The 22,034-nt window shown below is 37.8% G+C and carries 26 protein-coding genes; 3 read left to right on the forward strand and 23 right to left on the reverse strand.

What is annotated here, in order from left to right; translation table 11 throughout:
• Positions 1–153: 153 nt before the first annotated feature.
• The 6 genes from H9635_RS09590 to H9635_RS09615 all read right to left on the reverse strand — a co-directional run bounded on the left by H9635_RS09590 (position 154) and on the right by H9635_RS09615 (position 6,236).
• Positions 154–420: an aminopeptidase gene (locus tag H9635_RS09590; RefSeq protein WP_191699990.1), complete on the reverse strand. Its 267-nt coding sequence runs from the start codon at positions 418–420 to the stop codon at positions 154–156.
• Between the two features lie 72 nt (positions 421–492).
• Positions 493–1,983: a glycerol kinase GlpK gene (gene glpK / locus H9635_RS09595; RefSeq protein ID WP_191699992.1), complete on the reverse strand. Its 1,491-nt coding sequence runs from the start codon at positions 1,981–1,983 to the stop codon at positions 493–495.
• Positions 1,983–2,792 (reverse strand): MIP/aquaporin family protein, encoded by an 810-nt coding sequence (locus tag H9635_RS09600; RefSeq protein WP_191699994.1) that lies wholly within the window; start codon positions 2,790–2,792, stop codon positions 1,983–1,985. The genes glpK and H9635_RS09600 overlap by 1 nt, the downstream gene beginning before the upstream one ends.
• An 11-nt stretch (positions 2,793–2,803) precedes the next feature.
• A complete protein-coding gene (locus H9635_RS09605) occupies positions 2,804–4,450 on the reverse strand; it encodes a glycerol-3-phosphate dehydrogenase/oxidase (RefSeq protein ID WP_191699996.1) in 1,647 nt (548 codons plus the stop codon).
• 176 nt (positions 4,451–4,626) lie between these two features.
• Positions 4,627–5,031, reverse strand: coding sequence for an Asp23/Gls24 family envelope stress response protein (locus H9635_RS09610; RefSeq protein WP_191699997.1), 405 nt, complete (start codon positions 5,029–5,031; stop codon positions 4,627–4,629).
• 134 nt (positions 5,032–5,165) lie between these two features.
• The gene (locus H9635_RS09615) at positions 5,166–6,236 is read right to left on the reverse strand and encodes a mechanosensitive ion channel family protein (protein ID WP_191699999.1); all 1,071 of its coding nucleotides are present in this window, start codon (positions 6,234–6,236) and stop codon (positions 5,166–5,168) included.
• Between the two features lie 188 nt (positions 6,237–6,424).
• Here H9635_RS09615 and H9635_RS09620 point away from each other — a divergent pair, with 188 nt between their 5' ends.
• A complete protein-coding gene (locus tag H9635_RS09620) occupies positions 6,425–6,772 on the forward strand; it encodes a nuclear transport factor 2 family protein (RefSeq protein ID WP_191700000.1) in 348 nt (115 codons plus the stop codon).
• Between the two features lie 33 nt (positions 6,773–6,805).
• On the opposite strand, the gene H9635_RS09625 is transcribed toward H9635_RS09620, so the two are convergent.
• The 4 genes from H9635_RS09625 to H9635_RS09640 all read right to left on the reverse strand — a co-directional run bounded on the left by H9635_RS09625 (position 6,806) and on the right by H9635_RS09640 (position 11,178).
• Positions 6,806–7,807 carry a VanW family protein gene (locus tag H9635_RS09625; protein WP_191700001.1) on the reverse strand — a complete coding sequence of 334 codons (1,002 nt, stop codon included), beginning with the start codon at positions 7,805–7,807 and terminating at the stop codon, positions 6,806–6,808.
• Between the two features lie 121 nt (positions 7,808–7,928).
• Positions 7,929–8,927 carry a M23 family metallopeptidase gene (locus H9635_RS09630; protein WP_191700003.1) on the reverse strand — a complete coding sequence of 333 codons (999 nt, stop codon included), beginning with the start codon at positions 8,925–8,927 and terminating at the stop codon, positions 7,929–7,931.
• Positions 8,928–8,934: 7 nt separating this feature from the next.
• The gene (locus H9635_RS09635) at positions 8,935–9,714 is read right to left on the reverse strand and encodes a polysaccharide deacetylase family protein (protein WP_191700005.1); all 780 of its coding nucleotides are present in this window, start codon (positions 9,712–9,714) and stop codon (positions 8,935–8,937) included.
• 162 nt (positions 9,715–9,876) lie between these two features.
• Positions 9,877–11,178: an NCS2 family permease gene (locus H9635_RS09640; protein WP_191700007.1), complete on the reverse strand. Its 1,302-nt coding sequence runs from the start codon at positions 11,176–11,178 to the stop codon at positions 9,877–9,879.
• A 446-nt stretch (positions 11,179–11,624) separates the two neighbouring features.
• On the opposite strand from H9635_RS09640, the gene H9635_RS09645 reads away from it, so the two are divergent.
• Positions 11,625–11,819 carry a hypothetical protein gene (locus tag H9635_RS09645; RefSeq protein ID WP_191700009.1) on the forward strand — a complete coding sequence of 65 codons (195 nt, stop codon included), beginning with the start codon at positions 11,625–11,627 and terminating at the stop codon, positions 11,817–11,819.
• 348 nt (positions 11,820–12,167) lie between these two features.
• Here H9635_RS09645 and accC read toward each other — a convergent pair whose 3' ends face one another.
• From accC to H9635_RS09705, 13 genes are all read right to left on the reverse strand, one after another.
• Positions 12,168–13,532: an acetyl-CoA carboxylase biotin carboxylase subunit gene (gene accC / locus H9635_RS09650; RefSeq protein ID WP_191700010.1), complete on the reverse strand. Its 1,365-nt coding sequence runs from the start codon at positions 13,530–13,532 to the stop codon at positions 12,168–12,170.
• Between the two features lie 15 nt (positions 13,533–13,547).
• Positions 13,548–14,042, reverse strand: a complete 495-nt coding sequence (gene accB, locus H9635_RS09655; RefSeq protein ID WP_191700012.1) for an acetyl-CoA carboxylase biotin carboxyl carrier protein — start codon at positions 14,040–14,042, stop codon at positions 13,548–13,550.
• 193 nt (positions 14,043–14,235) lie between these two features.
• A complete protein-coding gene (locus H9635_RS09660; RefSeq protein WP_191700014.1) occupies positions 14,236–14,769 on the reverse strand; it encodes a SpoIIIAH-like family protein in 534 nt (177 codons plus the stop codon).
• Positions 14,766–15,143 carry a hypothetical protein gene (locus tag H9635_RS09665; RefSeq protein WP_191700016.1) on the reverse strand — a complete coding sequence of 126 codons (378 nt, stop codon included), beginning with the start codon at positions 15,141–15,143 and terminating at the stop codon, positions 14,766–14,768. Before H9635_RS09665 ends, H9635_RS09660 begins: the two co-directional genes overlap by 4 nt.
• Positions 15,144–15,209: 66 nt before the next feature.
• Complete coding sequence (locus tag H9635_RS19375; RefSeq protein ID WP_263617017.1) at positions 15,210–15,344, reverse strand: hypothetical protein; 135 nt, start codon at positions 15,342–15,344, stop codon at positions 15,210–15,212.
• Entirely contained in the window at positions 15,341–16,252 is a 912-nt protein-coding gene (locus H9635_RS09670) for a stage III sporulation protein AE (protein ID WP_191700018.1), read from the reverse strand. The genes H9635_RS19375 and H9635_RS09670 overlap by 4 nt, the downstream gene beginning before the upstream one ends.
• Positions 16,252–16,629: a pyruvate formate-lyase gene (locus H9635_RS09675; protein WP_191700019.1), complete on the reverse strand. Its 378-nt coding sequence runs from the start codon at positions 16,627–16,629 to the stop codon at positions 16,252–16,254. The genes H9635_RS09670 and H9635_RS09675 overlap by 1 nt, the downstream gene beginning before the upstream one ends.
• 4 nt (positions 16,630–16,633) lie before the next feature.
• Positions 16,634–16,840, reverse strand: a complete 207-nt coding sequence (locus H9635_RS09680; RefSeq protein ID WP_008404269.1) for a hypothetical protein — start codon at positions 16,838–16,840, stop codon at positions 16,634–16,636.
• Positions 16,841–16,944: 104 nt separating this feature from the next.
• Positions 16,945–17,949, reverse strand: coding sequence for an NAD(P)H-dependent flavin oxidoreductase (locus H9635_RS09685; protein WP_263617022.1), 1,005 nt, complete (start codon positions 17,947–17,949; stop codon positions 16,945–16,947).
• A gap of 170 nt (positions 17,950–18,119) precedes the next feature.
• Complete coding sequence (gene efp, locus H9635_RS09690) at positions 18,120–18,677, reverse strand: elongation factor P (protein ID WP_191700023.1); 558 nt, start codon at positions 18,675–18,677, stop codon at positions 18,120–18,122.
• A 17-nt stretch (positions 18,678–18,694) separates the two neighbouring features.
• Positions 18,695–19,756 (reverse strand): M24 family metallopeptidase, encoded by a 1,062-nt coding sequence (locus H9635_RS09695; RefSeq protein WP_191700444.1) that lies wholly within the window; start codon positions 19,754–19,756, stop codon positions 18,695–18,697.
• 15 nt (positions 19,757–19,771) lie between these two features.
• Positions 19,772–20,200, reverse strand: a complete 429-nt coding sequence (gene aroQ / locus H9635_RS09700; RefSeq protein WP_191700024.1) for a type II 3-dehydroquinate dehydratase — start codon at positions 20,198–20,200, stop codon at positions 19,772–19,774.
• A gap of 69 nt (positions 20,201–20,269) precedes the next feature.
• Entirely contained in the window at positions 20,270–20,677 is a 408-nt protein-coding gene (locus tag H9635_RS09705) for a DNA helicase (RefSeq protein WP_191700026.1), read from the reverse strand.
• A 235-nt stretch (positions 20,678–20,912) separates the two neighbouring features.
• On the opposite strand from H9635_RS09705, the gene H9635_RS09710 reads away from it, so the two are divergent.
• A complete protein-coding gene (locus H9635_RS09710; protein ID WP_225231271.1) occupies positions 20,913–21,800 on the forward strand; it encodes a DUF1385 domain-containing protein in 888 nt (295 codons plus the stop codon).
• Positions 21,801–22,034: the final 234 nt, after the last annotated feature.

The following is a 22,034-nucleotide window of genomic DNA, read 5'->3' on the forward strand; positions in this document are numbered from 1 at the left end:
TGCAAGGCATAGCACAGTTTGACCGAAATTTTTTGGCGGTAAAAAGAGATTTGTGTAAACTATCTTAAAATGGTGAAATTTGCGCTAAAAAAACGACATGTTTAAGTAAAACAACATGTCGTTCCTATACTTTATATACAAGATTTCAAATTACTAATTGTTCTGAAGCGGAATCATCAGTGTACCGGTTTCACGCTTGTCGTTTTCCGAACCTGGGAATTCAAATAGGTAAGTAATTTGCTCTATCGATTCCTTTAGTACAAAGAACTGAAAATGCTCCATATTTTCCAGGAAATATCGGATGTCCTGCATCGCCATTAACTCCCCTACCTCTTCATAATGCGCTAATGCTTGTTTAAAGTAGGCGGTTATTAAGGTTAAATCCTCTTCATTTGCCATACGAATATAATCTTTACTCATGTTTATTAACTCCTCAACTAGACTATGACATATTATAGCATAATTCGGAAAAGGTATGAGACTGACAGCCCCTTATTTAAATGCCTGGGCAGCTTTTATTGCTTTATGCCAGCCGGTAAATAACTTTTCACGTTTTTCTTCATCCATTTTCGGTTCGAATTGACGATCAAGCTGTCTATGTTGTTGGACTTCGTCAGTATTTTCCCAGAATCCGACAGCTAAACCGGCCAAGTAGGCTGCGCCAAGTGCGGTAGTCTCATTTATTGAAGGACGCTCAACCGGCACGTTGAGTATATCGGATTGAAACTGCATTAAAAAGTCATTCATTACAGCACCACCATCTACTCGCAGCATTTTTAGTTTAATCATTGAATCGGATTCCATCGCCGACAGTACATCACGTGTTTGGTAAGCGAGCGATTCCAATGTTGCACGAATAAAGTGTTCCTTCGATGTTCCACGAGTCAAACCAAATACAGCTCCGCGCACTTCGCTATCCCAATAAGGGGTTCCCAACCCTACAAAAGCGGGTACGACATAGACACCTTCCGTATCTTCCACTCGCTTGGCATATGCTTCACTTTCAGAAGATTTCCTGAACATACGCAGACCATCGCGTAACCACTGGATAGCTGAACCTGCCACAAAAATACTTCCTTCTAGTGCATATGTTACTTTCCCGTCGTAGCCCCAAGCAATCGTTGTTAACAGTCCATGTTCTGATTTCACCGCTTCTTCTCCGGTATTCATAAGCATAAAGCATCCAGTTCCGTATGTGTTTTTCACCATACCCTTCTCATAACAGGCCTGACCGAATAAAGCAGCCTGCTGATCACCCGCTATACCCGCAATCGGCACTTGATGACCGAAGAAGTGATTACCGGAAATTACTCCGTATACTTCAGAGGACGGTTTGACTTCAGGTAGCATCGATTGTGGTACACCTAATATTTCAAGAAGCTGTTCATCCCACTTCAGTTCATAAATATTGTACATTAACGTACGGGAAGCATTTGAATAGTCCGTTACATGAACCGCACCTTCTGTCAGCTGCCATATAATCCATGTATCTATCGTTCCGAATAATAGGTCGCCCGCTTCGGCTTTTTCCCTTGCACCTTCTACATTATCCAAAATCCATTTCACTTTTGTTCCGGAAAAATAAGCATCCAAAAGAAGTCCGGTCTTATCGCGGAAAAGAGTATCGTGTCCGGCTTCTCTTAATTCATCGCAAATTCCTACAGTTTGGCGTGATTGCCACACAATCGCATTATAGACCGGTTCCCCTGTATGTTTATCCCATACAACAGTCGTCTCACGTTGGTTTGTAATACCGACCCCTTCAATTTGGGTAGACTTTATATTATTTTCGGAAAGCACTTTCGCAATTACAGCTAAGATTGAACTCCAGATTTCCTTTGCATTATGTTCAACCCATCCTGATTTCGGAAAGTACTGTCTGAATTCCTGTTGTGCTACATGAACAATCTCTCCTTTTTTGTTGAACAAAATAGCACGCGAGCTTGTCGTACCCTGATCCAATGACATAATATATTTTTCCATCATGTAATCTCCTTTGTAGTGGATTTCGGTTGTGTAATGAAAGCTGCAATACAAATGACAATAAACAATGCAGCAAATACCCAAAATGTCACTGTACTTTCATTCAAAAAGAATTGTTTGTAAAATAATGCGCCTGTTACCCCTCCTATAATCGGACCGAAAATTGGTACAAAAGCATATGACCAATCTGAGTCTCTCTTATTTGGAATGGGCAGTAAAAAATGGGCAATACGTGGACCTAAATCACGTGCCGGATTTATTGCATATCCAGTAGGTCCACCTAAACTCATACCAATAGCCATAACAATTATCCCTACAAGCAGTGGATTAATTCCATCTGCCAGTGAATTGCCACCGAGCGCCAAAATCCCTAACAATAATATGAACGTGCCAATCATTTCCGTAACAATATTTGATAAGGGGTGACGAATAGCGGGTATTGTTGCGAATACGGATAGCTTGGCATCTGCATCTTCTGTTTTTGACCAATGCGGCAAATACGCAAAGTAAACAATCACTGCCCCAATGATAGCGCCTATTAATTGAGCAAGTATATACATCGGAACATCAGTCCATGGTAATTCGCCAATTGTCGCGAACGCAATAGTTAATGCCGGATTTATATGAGCACCGCTAATCCCTCCAACAGTGTATGCTGCAATTGCCACAGCAAAACCCCAGGCAATCGTAATGAGGACCCAACCGCCATTTTCGGCTTTAGAAAATTTTAACAAAGAGCCGGCAACAACTCCACCACCTAATACAATTAATATCATCGTACCTACGAGTTCAGCTAAAAATGTCGACATTCACTCCACCTCTATTTGTTGGATATTGTTACGTTTTTTAGTTCGTTTTCGAGTTGTTGTATTTGGTACTGCTTTTGATTTTCTGTCCAGTTCAAATATTCGGCCATTTCATTTATTACGGTTTCTTTATAGCGTCTTACCAAATCTATATTAAATAGTAGCGCACCCGTTCTGCGAATAAAGAAGTCTGTAGGGGTACATGCAAATTCCTCATTCATCGCATAATAAAGCTGACCATATACAATGGGCGGTAAATCTCCTTTAGCCTGTGAGATATAATGAAATACCTTATCGACATTCGTTCCGTAAAACTTCGCTAAATAGCGGCTTTGATCTTCTGTTAACCCATATTGCTGTCCCATTATAGTACGCTTACTGACAAATCGTTCAAAATATTTAGAGCCACTCATATCTCCGCCTGAAATAGGGAGATTCTTTGTAATGGACTTCCCGTATGACTGCTGATATTCCTCATTTAGCTGTGAAACAACTAAGTCCACAATTTTTTCAGCCATTTTCCGGTAACCTGTCAGTTTCCCACCGGCAATTGTAATAAGCCCGCTTTCAGACTGCCATATTTCATCTTTCCTTGAAATTTCGGAAGGAGCTTTCCCTTCTTCATGAATAAGTGGTCGGACACCTGCCCAAGCGGACTCTATTTTTTCTTCAGTTATTTGCAATTGAGGGAACATATAATGAATCGCATCCAAAATATATTGACGGTCTTCTTTTGTAATATCCATATCCTTTGGATCACCATCATAAAAAGTATCCGTTGTCCCTACATAAGTTTTTCCATCGCGGGGAATCGCAAAAATCATTCTTCCGTCATTTTCCGTATCAAAATAAATAGCCTGCTGTAACGGGAAATCTTCCTCGTCAAAAACAAGATGGACACCTTTCGATAAAATAAGGTGTTTATTATTGAACTCTCCATCTAATTTTCGTACGTCATCCACCCAAGGACCTGCCGCATTTACTACCTTCTTTGCTTTAATGGCATATTGGTCACCCGTTAATTGATCTTCTACCTTTACTGTGGAAAAGGCTAAGTTAGTTGATTCAAATCCAACCACTTTCAAATAATTCATTGCCATTGCTCCATTAGCGGCTGCCGCCTTCATCACTTCAATTGTAAGCCGGGAATCGTCTGTTCGATATTCCACATAGACTCCCCCTCCAAGTAAACCATCCTTTTTAATAAGTGGTTCGCGGGCAATAGTCTCATCTGCAGAAAGCATAAATCTTCTTTCATCCTTTTTAACGCTCGCTAAAATATCGTATACTTTCAAACCAAGCGCCGTTGAGAATGTACCGAACGTCCCACCTTTGTGAAACGGCAGCAGCATCCATACAGGTGTCGTCACATGAGGCCCATTTTCATATACAATTGCTCTTTCACGTCCTAGTTGTGCTACTTCCTTAATTTCAAATTGCTTCAAATAGCGCAATCCTCCATGCACAAGCTTCGTTGAACGGCTACTCGTTCCTTCTGCAAAATCTTGCATTTCTGCCAATCCTACCTTCAATCCTCGTGTTGCAGCATCAAGCGCAATACCTGCCCCTGTAATGCCGCCTCCTATCACAAAAAGATCAAACGTTTCTTCTTGGAATACTTTTTTCATTTGTTCTCTAGCTGTTGCTGAAAAGTTTCCCATTAACGTTTCCTCCTAACTATACAAAACTGTTATTCTATACCCTATTTTTACCCTGTCCCTACACATAAATTCATAAAAGCAGGAAAAAATGAGTTCAACAATGCATATTTGGACGTGCACAACAAAAAACCGAGCTTTATTGGAAAATAAGCTCGGTCACTTGGTTCATAATATTATTATTCTGCGTCTTTTGTATTTTCGAACTGAACACCCGTAATATGGATATTCACTTCACTCGTTTCAATAGCTGTCATATTTAGAATAGCTTGACGAATCGTTGTTTGTACATCTTTTGCTACTTTTGGAATTGCAAAGCCATATTTCACCGTGCAGAAGACATCGATGACAATATTACCCTCTTCTGACATAGCCGATTTAATCCCTTTAGAATGTACTTTTTTACCGAAACGCTCGGCAACACCTGATGCGAAATTTCCGCGTGTTGCTGCGATTCCTTCTACTTCCGTTGCAGCTATACCTGCAATTACTTCAATTACTTCTGGCGCTACTTCAATCTTTCCTAGCTCTTCTTTGCCAACTGGTGTAGGTTGAACAAATGCTACATGTTGTTTCTCAGCCATTTGCGATACATCCTCTCTTATGTAAACTAATGGATTTCTAACGCTTTTACTTTAAATCCTTATGTTCAGTATACTACAATTATACACTTCATGTAGAATGGATACGCCACTTTTTCTAACAGGAATGTTTATTCTCAGTCATTCCAAACAAATTGCCCCTGGTTTGGGTCTACTAGTTTAACGTCGTACTCCTCACAATAATGCTTTGCAGCAAATAATATATCCTGTCTTACTTTCAGCATAATCTCCGAGTCATTCGTATCGACAAAATAACGGATGAGAATACGACAACTATTCGGCCTAAGCTCATCCATTGCTACATGGATGACATTTTTTGATGTCTTCGGATGCAGTGAAATCTGCTTACGTAATCTTTCAATGAACTTAACAATTGTCTCCTCGCTATTGTCATTTGAAAGAAATAAGTAATGCTCTACTTTCCGCTGTGTGCGTTTTGATAAATTGTATATAGGGCGATTCACCAAATAGGAGTTCGGTACATAGACCAGACCTTTATCGGACGTTTGAATAAGTGTACTTCGTAAATTAATATCTTCAATTGTCCCATCAATTTTTTCGTCACTGGACATTACCCAATCGCCAACTTGAAATGGTTTATCTAGCGCAACACTCATCCCGCCAAAAATATGAGCCAGCGTATCACGAATACCAAAAGCCAGCGCTACCCCGGTTAATCCAAGTGCTGTTAAAAACCCATTTAAATTAAAATTCCACAATGAAGCAATTGTAAACATTGCAATAGTCATAACAGCAACTTTACTAATCCGCAAGAAAAATGGTGTTAAAATATCCTGGTCTTTCCCCGTTTCAAAACGATGTGGATTTTTCAAATAAAAACTTAACACATCATAAAGTGCATAAAATGCAAAAAACACATAAACCGAATCAATATAAATACTTAGCTTTTCATTGTCAAATAGCCATACTTCCACTAAAAGCGATACTGCTATTACAATTAAACTGAAAATAAGCGCATTACGTAATGATGGATATACGCTCTTTGCAATATCACTCATTACCGGATGACCTTTTTTATTTAACAAATCCGCTATTTTAAATAGAAGCGGGCGAATAATTAATCGGATGATAAGTATACCAACGATTAAAATCGCAGCAGCAGCTAATGCATCTGGTAATGTAGGTACAGTAACAGACGGTATTAACCATTTAATCGATTCCCACATATCTTCACCTTCTTTATAACATTAAATCAAAATCATACCATGTAGTGAAATGGTTTGACTAATACAATAAGATTTCCGGAATTTTTAGTCTTTTCCCGTTTTATATCTTGATTATCAGTTCATAAATTCGTATTATTTCCTTACAAACAATATGCTCAACTATTCAGCATTAAAACGGAGGTATCGTAATGAAATCATTAAAGGAACAGTTTTTACAGTTAGAACAACAGCTCATGCTTTACCGTAAGCGTGATTTTACAGCTTATTTAAGCGAAGATTTCAAAGAATTTGGTTCCTCTGGTGGCATTATGGATAAAAAATTTCTACTTGAAAATGTAACCGAACAAGGTATTAACAAAATCTATTATGACGTCACTGACTTTGAAGCGCTACTACTTACGGACGATATAGTTCAAACAAGGTTCATCACAATAAATCTAACAAATGGTAAACAACAAAATCGAAGCTCACTTTGGCGCAATGAAAATGGAACATGGCGTATGTTTTTTCATCAAGGTACACCGGTGACAAAATAAAAAGCTACTCCCGAGTTGAGAGCAGCCCATATATTAAGACTTTTTTAATACTTCCTTATATTGATGTGTAGTCCGTATTTCAATGGTAAGCGTGTTTTTCGAATAAAACGTTCTAATTAAAAACGGCGCCCCGCTATTATTTTGGAATTTAAAATCCAAGGTACCATATGAAACCGTTGCGTCTCTACCGGTGGGAACATAGCCGATGTTTAGAGAATGATGGTGCCTTTCTTTCATTTTAACTCCAAGTTGATCCACCGCATTGAATAATGTGGATGACGTTTGGCAAATCCCTCCGCCAATACCCATTACAAGCTGCTTATTGATAATTTCCGGGGCCGGTTGGTAGCCCTTTGACACCGATCGTTCACCAACCATTGTATTGAATGAGAAGGTGTCCCCATCCCCTACTATTATGTTGTCGAGCGCATTTGCGGAAAGCTCGATATTTCTGCTTCTCCCTGTTTCAGACGAGGAGAAATATGTTGTAAATGAAGCAACAGTAACATCATTCATTAAGGGAATGTCCTCAGCGTTATAATTACTCTCTAGCAAATATAAGGGCAAAAAAATATCTTCGCCTTTATATGAAGAAGCAATTATTTTTTCCACTAATTCACTTTCCTTTAAAAGGATTCCCGGATTCCCTTTGACAATATCACCGTTAACGTCCACTCTATCCAATTCCATTTGTTGATCATATCCAGGGATATCCTTCGTACCTCTAGCCAACTTCCTTGCTATTTCTTCAACTTTGTTTTGGTACAATTTATCATCCACCCCGAAACCAAGCAATTGAGGAGAAAAAGATTTAACAATTTGTAAAGTTCTCGGATCAATTAAAGTAATCACAACAGGATAGATGAACTGTTGTTCCCCCGCAGCGATTTCAGAAGTAGATAACTGGAAATCGGTTACTACGTCCAAAACTGGTTTATTTTTTTCATTATCTCCCTTATCCTTTGCCTGCAAATTCGGTTGGCAACCCGATAAAATGCTTACACTTATAAAGAAGTAAATAATCCATTTTTTCATTTTATTTCCCCTATCTATAAAAGCAAAGATTGTCTAGTCTATTCAGAAATTTTCTTTTAGTACCGTTACTTTTATAGGTAAGGAAGGGTGTAAATAATAAGTATAATGAACTTCCACCGCTTTATTTTTTGGCGTTTTTCGCTTCTTTTTCCCATTTAGTAAGGGCAGGATAAGGATCAAACGCCCATTCTGTCCGCCCATTGAATTTATAAATTCCATAATGGAGATGCGGAGGAAATTTCCCTGCTGTACCTTCTTTTCCGTACCCAGTACTTCCAACATATCCTATAACTTGTCCAGTTTTTACAATATCACCTTCCTGTAAGCCTTTTTCAAAAGAGCCTAGGTGTGCATAGTAGTGATATGAATTATGATTATCTCGAATTCCAATACGCCAACCTCCAAATTGATTCCATCCCATCACTTCCACTACACCGTAGGAAGCAGAAAGTACAGGGGTATTGTAAGGAGCAAATATATCCGTTCCTTCATGGTTTCGCCTTCCACCCCATCCTCGATTGGCTCCCCATGTACCTCTATAACTATAGTCTGCTCCAAGCATGATTGGAAACGTATGCTGGTCCAGTTCAATTGTTCTAAACTTCTCATACAATTTCGCCAATACAACTATTTGATTGACCGATATTTCATTTTTATAATAATCCCATAAAGCCAATTTAAAATTATCCTCACCGTAGCCATACTGTCTTAAATAGTTGGCCATGGATAGCAATACATCCTCATCATTCTGTTTATCCGCAATTCCGTCCCCATCACCATCAATTCCCAACCCTTTAAAATAGGCAATGGAAAGTGGTGATGTATCATTTTCGGCTGGATTCAAAGCCCCGGACCAAAATTCATCTGAAAATTGAATAGCAATGACCGATTCGCGTATCGGTATATCCGTTCGAACCTCCTGGATATTGCGCTCAAATTGATCAACGGCCGCTAAATAATACCATGGCATCAATACATTTTCGTGCTTCATATAATAACTCATTCTTTTTTGCACCAATTCCTCTTTCGTCGGTGGATTACCGGCTTCCGAAGATGCTTGTGCTATTGGTGTAAAAGTCCATAAGAATGCGGTCGAAACAATTATTGCAAGTCGGTACATATTTCCCTCACTCCTCTACAATTTGGTGCTTTTCTTCATTTTGTAAATGAAGCATTTGGGAAATCGTAATAAATTTATATCCGTCTTCTTTAAGTTCAGGCAGGATTTTCTCTAATGATTTTACCGTTTGCTCCCGATTTCCTCCACCATCATGAAACAATATGACATCGCCATTCTTTAGTCCTTTTAACACTGTGTTGACAATTTTATTAACACCTGGTTCTTTCCAGTCTTCCGTATCCTGATGCCAAGACCACATCACAATCTTATAGCCGTTTTTTACGACTTCATTTACAATATCCTCCGTATAGTATCCTTCAACTGGTCGAAATAAATTTGGCTTTTCTCCCGTAATACTAAAAATAACATCCGATGTTTGATTAATTTCCTCTACAATGCGGGAGACTGATTTTGAATTCGGATGGGTAAATGTGTGATTTGCAATTTCATGTCCTTCTTCAGACATGCGAAGCACAACTTCGGGAGTTTTTTCAGCGTGCTGTCCCACGATGAAAAAAGTTCCCTTCGCTTCATATTGTTCGAGCAAATCCAAGATCTGCTCAGTATACTTTGGGTGTGGCCCATCATCAAATGTAAGTGCAACAACTTTTTCATCTGTTTTTATATCCCAAATAATATGTCCTGTCTCCTCATAATACTGGCGTCCCTTTTCTAAAGATTTTGCATTCGTTGCCCCGAGAGTATGGAAAACATAGAATGCCGCAAATAAAAATAAAAGGACTAAAAATGAAATAAACGCAATTCTTTTAATTCTCTTTCTTGACACATTATCACTTCCTTCATTAATTTACTCTTTGTTAGTATTTAGAGAAACGTAAAAAAAATGTACTCAATTTTAAGTGAATTAAATCCAATTAAATAATGGTAAGAAATTGTATTTCAAAAACAAAAAAGTGTTGTTTCAAAAGAAACAACACTTTTCTTAAATTTAGTGTGGTAAATAAGCTAACTGTAATACAAATAAAATCGCAAATATATAAACAAGTGGATGTACTGCACGTCCACGACCTTTAATTAGCATAATAAGTGGATAACTGATAAATCCTAAAGCAATCCCTGTTGAAATGCTTGAAGTTAACGGCATCGATAAAATAACTAAAAACGCAGGAAATGCATCTTCTATTTCATCCCAATTTATGTGCTTTACAACACTAATCATTAGACTTCCTACAATAATCAGCGCCGGTGACGTAATTGCCGCAACACCAGATAAGGAGCTGACAAGTGGACCGAAAAATGAAGCGAAGATAAATAGTACAGCAACTGTTAACGCCGTTAAACCTGTACGGCCACCAACAGCTACACCAGAGCCTGATTCCAAATACGCTGTTGAAGGGCTAGTACCGAACATCGCACCAACTGTTGTAGCCAGTGAATCAGAAATAAGCGCTTTGCGGGCACGAGGTAACTTCCCATCCTTCAATAATCCCGCTTGCTTCGAAACACCGATTAAAGTTCCTGTTGTATCAAATAATGTAACTAAAATGAATGAAAATACTACGCCGTATAATCCATATTCAAATACTTCTTTTATGGCAGTTACCGGATCAAATACAATGATCCCTTCAGGTAAATGAGGAAGTGCCACAACTTTATCGATCGTTAGCTGACCTGTGAACCACGCAATAATTGCTGTCACAATCATCCCGATAAAAATTGCGCCATTTACTTTCCGAGCCATTAAAGCAACTGTTACGAATAACCCGACAAAAGTCAGTAAAGTTGCAGGATTAGTTACATCACCAAATCCAACTAAGTTGGAATCGTTAGCTATAACAATCCCTGACATTCTAAAACCAATAAATGCTATGAAAAGTCCAATACCCGCTGTAATGGCCAATTTTAAATTTTCCGGGATAGCAATGATAAGCTTTTCACGAAACGGTGTTAAGCTAATAATAATAAATATTAAACCTGCAACAAATACAGCAGCAAATGCTGTCATATAGCTAATTTCTCCATTTGACGTTAGGACAACTGTGTAGGTGAAATATGCATTTAACCCCATCCCTGGTGCAACAGCTATTGGATAGTTTGCACAAAGCGCCATCCACCCTGTACCTATAACAGCGGCGATAATAGTCGCCATAAATACTTGGTCAATTGGAACACCGGCAGCTGATAAAATAATCGGATTGACAATAATGACATAAGCCATCGTTAAAAAAGTCGTCAATCCCGCAAATAATTCACGCTTTACGGTAGTCCCATTCTCTTTTAATTGAAACATTTGCATCCCTCTTTCAAAACACGAACATTTTTAAACAACTTATATATAATATTCGTTTATAAAGTGAATTGCAATCTTTTTACATAAATATGGATAAAGTCTTAATTTTCTTTATTGTCAGAATTAAATTTCATTATTTATAGATCAATTTAAATTAACTGTATTAAACATTATTTCCTCTTATCTATTCATTCATTCCTATTTTTTAAACGAATTCTGAATTATAACCATATAAAATAGTCTTCCAATATCCAACAGTTTTTCCTGTCAAACCTGCGTCGTTACTACAATTTTAATAACGCATTGAGTTTCTACTATTATTTTTACGTTAAATTAAGGTGATTCGAGACGGATAAATACCTTTCTAGTCAAATTTCACTGTGCATGAATAAGTGTAAATGTATCCGCGGTATGATAATGTTAACCCAACTAAATGAGGTGTTAACTTGGATGAAATTGAAAGAAGGAAATGTTTAGACGATATACGACTCCATAAAGTACGCACCAAAAAATTACGGATTTTAATCGCTAATACCGATGATGCTGATGTTAAGAAGCACTTAACTAAAGGATTGATTTGGCATATCAAGCGCAAACGAAAGTTAAAGCAAATGCTAATCGACGATATTGAGAAGAATTAATCGGCTAGTTTAGAAAAATTGTAGCGAAATTTTATAGGTATACATCAGTTTTAAGTAATGGTGCGTCCTGGTTAATAATTGCCGGTCCATGATCTTCTACTTTACCTTTTCTCCTGTCGGCTTTCTCGGTGAATTTTCTATATCAAAAATTTCTAACTTGATGATTACATTTTTTAGATAAGAAAAACCCCCTAACAATTTCTCGTTAGAGGGTAAAAATTTACGGCATTCCGCTTTTATTCTATTCCGCATCCTATTCCACTATACATAAATATGATATATAGTCTCGTAAGACAAACGAACAGCCTTCCCGCTCAATGAACGGTTAGTATAGTGTCATAGCCACGATTAAGCCTTCACATTCACGCCTAAAATATCATTCTCTTCAAGGAACTTCGTGTTGAATTTCGCTGATTTGAATACGTCGTTGTTCATTAAAGCTTGGTGGAATGGAATTGTAGTGTTAATTCCAGGTCCAGCTACTTCGAACTCTGATAAAGCACGATCCATTTTGGCGATTGCTTCCTCACGCGTGTCAGCATGTACAATCAGTTTTGCTACCATTGAATCGTAATATGGTGGAATTGTATAGCCTGCATATACAGCAGAATCAATACGAACCCCATATCCGCCTGGTACAACATACGTTTCTACCGTACCTGCTGAAGGCATGAAGTTTTTGTATGCGTTTTCAGCGTTAATACGGCACTCAATTGCCCAACCGTTGATTTTAATATCTTCTTGCTTGAATGGCAGTTTTTCACCAGAAGCAATTTTTAATTGTTGCTGAACTAAGTCAACACCTGTGATCATTTCTGTTACAGGATGCTCTACTTGGATACGAGTGTTCATTTCCATGAAGTAGAATTTATCTTCCTGATAATCATAGATGAACTCAATTGTACCTGCACCTTCATAGTTACAAGCAAGCGCTGCTTTCACAGCTGCTTCACCCATTTGTGCACGACGCTCTTCAGAAAGTGCCGGTGATGGCGCTTCTTCAACTAGCTTTTGCATACGGCGTTGTACCGTACAGTCACGCTCACCAAGATGAACAACATTGCCAAAACTATCTGCAAGCACTTGAATTTCACAGTGACGGAAATACTCAATGAATTTTTCCAAGTAAACACCAGGGTTGCCGAATGCAGCCGCAGCTTCTTTTTGAGTGATCTCAATACCTTTTACAAGATCCTCTTCAGTGCGTGCTACACGGATTCCTTTACCGCCACCACCAGCAGTTGCTTTAATGATGACTGGGTAACCGATTTTAGCCGCCCATTGTTTACCTGTTTCGATATCCGGTACAATACCAGTACCAGGAACTAAAGGAACGTTTGCCGCTTCCATTGTGTCACGTGCAACGTCTTTAATTCCCATAATTTTAATCGCATCCGAAGAAGGACCGATAAATTTAATACCCGCGTTTTCACAAGCCTCTGCAAATGCTGCGTTTTCCGCCAGGAAGCCATATCCGGGATGGATTCCGTCAGCACCTGTTTTTTGTGCTACCCCTAAAACAGCCGGGAAACTTAAATACGAATCTTTCGATAATTTAGGACCGATGCAATATGCTTCATCCGCTAACTTTACGTGTAACGCATCTGCGTCAGCTTCTGAATATACTGCAACAGTTTGAATACCAAGCTCTTTACATGCACGGATAATACGTACCGCAATTTCGCCACGGTTTGCGATTAATACTTTTTTCATTGATAGTTACGCTCCTTATTCAGCTTTTACTAGGAATAAAGGTTGACCATATTCTACTAATTGGCCGTCTTGTACTAAAATTTCTACAATTTCACCTTTAATTTCAGCTTCGATTTCGTTGAATAACTTCATTGCTTCTACGATACAAACGATTGATTCATCGCCTACTTTGTCGCCTACTTTTACGTAAGGTGCTGCTTCAGGGTTTGGAGATTGATAGAAAGTTCCGACCATTGGAGAAGTGATTTTATGTAAATCAGCTGCGTTTTCCACTGGTGCTGGAGTTTCTACTTTAGGAGCCGGTGCTGGGATTGATGCTACCGCTGTTGGAGTTGGTGCTGCAACTTGCGCTACTGGTGCCTCCTCTACTTTTTTAGGAGCTACTACTTCTGTTACACCATTCTTTTTCTTTAATTTAACCTTTGCGCCGTCCGCTTCATAAACAAACTCGTCGATAGATGATGCATCTACTAATTTAATAATTTCTCGGATTTCTTGAACTTTGAACATTCTTAACTCTCCCTTTAAAAAAGTAATAACAATACAAACCCTATTTTATAATTTTTCCGACTATTTTGAAATACTTTATTTTAAATTACATAAAAATAGGCATAAAACAGAACAAATGTATATTAAAACAAAGAAATAAATAACCAACTGCTATATAACACAGCTTTGTAATTTACATTTATAAGACGATCAATTAATTAAAAGGTTCAAACTTTACCTGTACGTTTACATAGTCATTAAATTCAGAACGAACGATGTACATAATTTCACTTGCCTGCTGTTTTGAAATCTCATCAGACATTACTGTCACCATTACTTTTTCTTCATCAATCCGAACAAGTGCATCGGAATATCCGATTGATTTAATAAGCATTTCCAACATTGCCTCTGAAGACTCCAACTTAATAAGTTCATCCATTTCATTGAATGCTGTATTCTTTTCTTCCGCGCTGTATTCATCGGATGCAATTTTTTGTGTTAATTGCGCTTTCAATTGGCTTCGTTTGTTTGCTTGCTCAAGGCGCACTTCCTGGAATAAATCACTTTCTGAGTTTACTGGTTGAGTTAGCTCTTTGTTAACACCTAAAATATCCGTTTCATTAATAGCTTCATCAGAAAAAATAGTTAAGATATTCGGTGTATTGTCTTCAAAAATGTAGAATACAGAAATTACCGCAACTAGGCTTACTAATGTTAAAAACCATACTGTTCGCTTTTTCACTTTCACTTATTTTCCTCCTTAATTTGCATTGGTACCACTTGAATACGATGCGCCGGAATTTGAAGAACATGCCCCACTGTTTCCTTTAGCATGATTTTCACGTCGGCCCTGTTTGCTCCTTGTGCCACAATAATGACACCTGATAGTTTCTCTTGTTGTGTTACAGCTAAAAACTGTTGTTCCCTTTGTTGATCATAGTGGAAATATACCTGTACTTGTCCGACTGAATCAATTTCGCTTAATAAATTTGCGAGCTGTTCTTCATTTGAGCGATTTTTTTCCCCTTTCTCTGATTGTGGTAGAAGAAAGAATAAACAAAGAATAAATACAACGGCAATGAAGATTAAAATGATAGGACGATTCGCTTGTTTCTTTTCCACATTATTAAGCGTATGCGCCCCCTTCTCTACTAGATTTCAACATAATGTATGAACGAATGAACTCGGTTATGCAAAGAATGAAAGAATTGTGCTTGTCACAAATAAATATAGGGCAAGCTTCACATAGACTTGCCACTGCTTTTCATCTGCAAACACAAGCAAACTGCTCCCCAGCAAAATAAATAGAAATAATTGAATCACGTTTTTCCTCCCATGGACATCTGCATAAAGAAAATAAATAATAGCACGATAAACATAATGGCAAAGCCGAGCAAAAATGCGACTGCACATAAAACAAACAGCGTCTTTCCAACATCATCAAACAAACTGCTTAAGCGCATATTTGTAAAAGGCTCGGCAACTGCGCCCATCACCTTAAAGAGCAGGGCATGTAAGAGCAATACGGTTGCAGGATAAAAGGCCGCCCCCCAAACGATTGTTAAAAAGGAGAGTCCAATAAAAGTCGAAACAGTTGATTGGGTTTTTTGGAAAAAGGACAATCCTTCTACAATAAGACTTCCGATTAAAGGGATATTTTGTTCTATTAATTTTTTTATAGGAGATTTTAATGCATCGTTTAATTGGATAAATGCAATGCCGGATAATGTAAGAATAGATGTGAGTGCCACGACAGAAGCAATCATGACGCTCAATATGGAAGAGCGAATAAGGTCTGCAGCTTTAGTAAAGGAAATTGCCGGATATATTTTCGTACATACATCGAAAACTAGGGCGAGGACAAGAGCTGGTATTAAAATGTTCGTACTGACAAATAAAATAATTTGAACAAATATAATAATAATAGGATTCCAGGCGATTGCTGTAAAAACTGTTTGAATCGTCAACAGCATGAACGTCATAATCGGTAATATAGCCATGAAAAAATTTTGAAGCAACGCGATTAATTCATATAGCACGACAAAAGCATCGACTACATTTTGCGCAAATACCACAATGAAAAGCAGGATAAATAACTGCTCTATTAACACGGCTTCACTCGGTACTAGGGCAATTAACAGCAAATACAATAAAATGTAGATTGCAACAAGCAATAATGAAAATAACAAAGATTGAAACGGCTCGGTAAAGATTGAAAAGAACGTTTCCATTACTGTAGCCTTTCTAATAGTTGGATTAACACTTGAAACTTAGGTTGCAAAAGATTGATCCAATATAAAACTGCTGTCATACGGACGGACAATGTAACCAGCGTTGCAAATGCATCATACTCATATTGCTCTAATAGCTGGCAGATCAACTCATTCATCAGGAATAGCAATGCCGTAAACAATAGTCCCTTACTATAGGGAACACTATTAAAAATAACGGCCAGTCGCTGCCAAAGTGGAATTAATTGTTCGCGAAGAATAAATTGGAAAAAAATAAAAAATGCGATGACGACGATAATCGAGTGCAACTTGTCCATTGTCTGTTTTAAAAATAAAAACAGAACTAAGTAAATGACACTAGCAAATAAGGCAATCATTTAGCTAGACTGCTGTCAACCATTGAAAAAATACGACAATCTCTTGAAAGAACAAGCGCAAAAATCGGATTAATTCAATCGTCATATATAAATACGCAATAAAGAATAAGAAAAATGAAAACTCTTTTTTTCCTAAATGCTCGAAGAATAAATGAAGAAGTGCGATAATCAACCCAATCCCTGCAACACGAAGCACATCTTGTAATTCCAATAAAGCCCTCCTTCCTTAACGAAACTATATGCAATTCATAATGAATTAAGCACAAAAAACGCCAATGTGAAAGATTTTATCCTTCGTCATCAGCGATTTTCCTATTAAAGATATAAATGCCCGATAATCTCTTTTATCGTTCCTTCTTTAGCCAAATAGCTATTTTCCCCCATCCATAGGGACATGTATTCAGGGTTATTTTGATTGGCACTCTCTTTCCGAATATGTAATGTTAAATAATGTTGGATAGGATAAGGTGCCACTGTAGCATCCTTTAACTGCTCAGTAAATTTATTTTTCAGGCCACGTGCATATTTTCCTGTAAATGCCTTAGTCAATGTTGTGGACTCCTGTGAAGAATTCAAAATGGCATTTTTGTGAGTTTTTGCAGCACCACACTCATGAGCCGTTAATAATACTGTACCAACTTGTACAAATGAAGCACCTAAGTCAAACATGCTAGTTACATGCTCTTTTGTCATTATGCCTCCAGCAGCAATAATCGGAATCGATACTTTTCCCTGTACAGTCTTCACTAAATCGGCCGTAGCAATGAGTTCGATAGGTTCAGTAAAAGTGCCGCGGTGACCGCCTGCTTCCCGCCCTTGTAAAACAACTGCATCTAGCCCTGCCTTTTCAACCTCAACGGCTTCTTCGATTGTTGTCGCTGTGCCAATCAAATACACATCATGCGATTTCAATTTCTTAATAGTATCTTCGTCCGGAATGCCAAATGTAAACGATACGATATTCACACCTTCATCAATAATCGCCTGAACTTGCCCTTCGAAAACTTCTGTTGAAATAACACGTTGTATTTTTGGTATGCCGAGTTCATCATAAATTGGCTGTAGTGCCTCACGTGCATCTTGAAGGACACTCACATCAATTCCAGGCTCCTCCTGGATGAACAAATTCACACTAAATGGCTTATTCGTTAATGATTTTACCTTTTGAATAAATCCCTTCGTCTCATCGCCATTTAAATAGCCAGCTCCAATCGAACCTAATATTCCCGCTTCACAACAGGCTGCAACAAATTCAGGAGTTGTAATACCTGCCATCGGTGCTTGTATGATTGGTTTTTCAATCGAAAACCTTGATTTCATCATTGTCCCACCCCTTTTTTTAATTATACTAATCCCCCCCTTAATTATCTATAATTTCTAATGGATGGAAAGGGTTATTTATATTCCCTTTACTATAGATTGTCACAAAAAAATAGAGATACCGCATAAAATGCAGTATCCCTATACAAAAATTCACGTACACGTGCAGATTATGCGCGTGAAACGTAAGAACCTTCAGTTGTGTTGATGATTAGTTTGTCGCCTTGGTTAACGAAGAATGGCACGTTTACCATTAAGCCCGTTTCCATTTTAGCTGGTTTAGTACCGCCTGAAGCTGTATCACCTTTAATACCTGGCTCTGTTTCAGCAACTTCTAAAGTAACTGTATTCGGTAATTCAATACCGATTAATTCACCTTGGTAAGATTGGATGTGAAGCTCCATGTTTTCTAATAAGTAGAATAACTCATCTTTTATTTGCGCTTCAGATAGAGTAGTTTGATCGTAAGACTCCATGTCCATGAACACGTGCTCGTCACCTTGTGCATATAAATATTGCATTTTACGGTTGTCGATCATCGCTTTTTCTACTTTTTCACCAGCACGGAATGTTTTTTCTGTCACGTTACCATTACGTAGGTTACGTAATTTAGAACGTACGAATGCAGCACCTTTACCTGGTTTTACGTGTTGGAATTCAAGTACGCGGAATAAGTTACCATCAACGATAATTGTTAAGCCTGTACGGAAATCGTTTACTGAGATCATGAATTATTTCCTCCAAATTATAAAATAATTAATTCTTTTGTCGAATGTGTTAGTACTTCATTACCCGATTTTGTGATTAAAATATCGTCCTCAATTCGAACGCCACCAATTCCAGGAATGTAGACACCCGGTTCAATTGTTACAACCATATTTGGCTCTAGCACAGTATTAGATCGGAATGATAACCCAGGTCCTTCATGTACTTCCAAGCCGATACCATGACCTGTTGAGTGACCAAATGCATCGCCTAAGCCTTTTGATTTTAAGTAATCACGTGCCACTGCATCTGCTTCGATCCCTGTCATGCCTGGACCAACTTTTTCAAGTGCTAGAAGCTGAGACTCGAGTACAGTATTGTACATTTCAACCAACTTCTCTGAAGGTTGTCCTACAGCGATTGTACGTGTTATGTCCGAAATGTATCCATTATAGTAAGCACCAAAATCAAGGGTTACAAAATCGCCCGTTTCAATAATTTTATTTGTCGCGACACCATGTGGCAATGCTGAACGCAAACCACTTGCAACAATAATATCAAAAGAAGAGCTTGTAGCACCTTGTTTACGCATGTAAAATTCTAATTCATTCGAAACCTCAAGCTCTGTTATTCCAGGCTTGATGAACTTTAAAATATGTGTAAATGCATCATCTGCAATTTCACAAGCAACCTTAATAATATTAATCTCTTCCGCAGTCTTAATCAAGCGAATTTTTTCGATTAAGCCTGAAACTGGGATAAAATCAGTTTTTACTGTAGATTTATATACTTCATATGTACCAAAATGCATCGCATCCTTTTCAAATGCCAATGATTTCACACCCATTAACTCTGCTTGTTTCGCTACTTCTTCAAAAATCGGTCCTGTATGCTGGGCAATGCGGAAATCTTTAATTTGTTCTGAGGCCTGCTCAGTATATCGGAAATCAGTAATAAATACAGCGTCGTTTTGTGAAACGATTGCCACTCCTGCAGTTCCAGTAAAGCCTGTCATATAACGACGGTTATATTCATTTGTAATTAATATTGCATCTACATTATGTTCGATTAATGCCTGTCTCAATTTTGTTAGTTTCACGATTTTTCATTCCCCTTTTTATTGTTGTAAAAACTTGCGCATGGCCAGCTCATAGCCAAATGTACCAAGTCCGCAAATTTGCCCTATACATTGTGCAGCCAATTTTGATTCGTGACGAAATGCTTCCCGTGCATGTATATTGGAAATATGCACTTCGATTACCGGTACATTTACAGAAGCAATTGCATCCCGTAGCGCGATACTTGTATGTGTATATGCACCAGGATTAAAAACAATACCATCAACTTCTGTATCAGCCGCCTCATGAATCCAGTCAATGAGGACTCCTTCATGATTAGACTGCCGGAAATCGATTGAAGCATCAAACGAACTTGCCAATGCTTCGCATTTAACCTTTACATCGTCTAATGTTTCAGCTCCGTAAATTTCCGGTTCACGCATTCCTAAACGATTTAAATTTGGACCATTTAAAATAAGTAGCTTCATCAATATGCGCTCCCTTTTTTCATACTGCCCCTATTTTATCACAGACTTTTCAGACATCAATACTTTCGCCTAGCGAAATATATATAACTTCTTATACTGGGCAGTTTCAACAATAAAGCGCATGATTGTTAAAACAACAATAATAAAAGGAATGGATAGCTTTTTCAGCGATGAAAATTCAATCGGAAGGTCTAATATCAGCCATTCCAAAATTAAAGCAACAACCAGCCCTAAAATAAGCGAAAATAAAAAAGGTGGCGCCTTGAAAAAAAACTGTGCCAGAAGCGTTATCACATATACACATACTACCAGGATTAAAAACAGAACAGCCCATCGTTCAAAGGCAGTCCATTCAAACCATTCATATTTTTTTAAAAAAGATACAGGGTGCCATGAAATGAGATTGAAAAAGTGCAACCCTTTTAAACTAATTGTCCCTAAAAGTGCTGCGACTATCGCTGTTACTAATAAATGCATTCTAATCAAAACTCCTCTTTTTTGTTTCAGTATTGCCGTTTGCAAAAAAAACTATTCGAATCGATAGTGCTTTTCCCCAAAATTTAGTACAATATGAAAGTGAAACTTTACATAGAAAAGGCTAGATTCATTTCTATATTAAAGTGTAAAATTAGAAATTTAATTAGAGAGTGGTGTGCAGCAAGTGAGTAATAATGCGCCAGTATATGGTGGGCAAGCCCTTTTAGAGGGTGTCATGTTTACCGGGAAAGATCATATGGTAACTGCGATTCGTCGTAATGACGATTCAATTGACTATTTCCATGTTAAAAAAGAGAAAAAGCCTATATATCAAAAACTGAAAAAAATTCCGTTCGTTCGTGGTGTTGTGGCATTAATCGAATCGGCAGGCTTTGGATCTCGGCATTTACAATTTGCTTCAGATCGCTATGACGTTACTCCAGGTGAAGAAGAAGAAAACGCTGGTGAGGAACCATCTAAGTTAATGATGATCTTAGGGGTAGCCGTTATTGGTGTATTATCATTCCTATTCGGGAAATTTGTTTTTACATTGGTACCTATGTTTCTGGCGGAATTTCTAAAACCTTGGTTCCCCGGCAAAACAATACAGATTTTTATCGAAACAGGCTTTAAATTAGTTTTATTATTGGCCTACCTTCAAATTATCGCGATGACACCTTTAATTAAACGTGTATTTCAATATCACGGAGCAGAGCATAAAGTAATTAACTGCTATGAAGCCGGTCTTGAATTGACGGTCGAGAATGTACAAAAGCAATCCCGCCTGCACTATCGATGTGGATCAAGCTTCATTTTATTCACAGTAATTGTCGGAATGTTTACATACTTCTTCGTGCCAGTAGATCCTCTTTGGGTCCGCCTCGTAAGTCGTATATTATTAATTCCTGTTGTAATAGGTATCTCATTCGAAGTATTACAGGCTACAAACGCGGTACGTGATATTCCTGTTTTACGTTACTTAGGGTATCCAGGTTTATGGCTGCAACTATTAACGACAAAAGAGCCAAAAGACGAAATGGTTGAAGTGGCTATTGCTTCATTCAATAAGCTACATGAAGTTGAAAAAAATCCAGCCATTGCCCAAACTTTGGTGCATGATTAAGAAAACAGAGGGTTGATTTGAATGTAAGTTCATTCAAATCAACCCCTTTTTTTATTATTATTTAGACTCTCGAAATAATTTTATTGAGTTCATTTACATGAAATGGCATAATAGATATCAAATATGCAAGATTCAAAAAATTTAAAATCTATATCATCTGCTATAGAACTTAACTTCTTACGAAAGGAGATTGCTCATTTAATAGAAGTTAAAATCCAGTAAATTCAACATGAG

The organism is Solibacillus faecavium (genome assembly GCF_014836905.1).
Classification (GTDB): Bacteria; Bacillota; Bacilli; order Bacillales_A; family Planococcaceae; genus Solibacillus; species Solibacillus faecavium.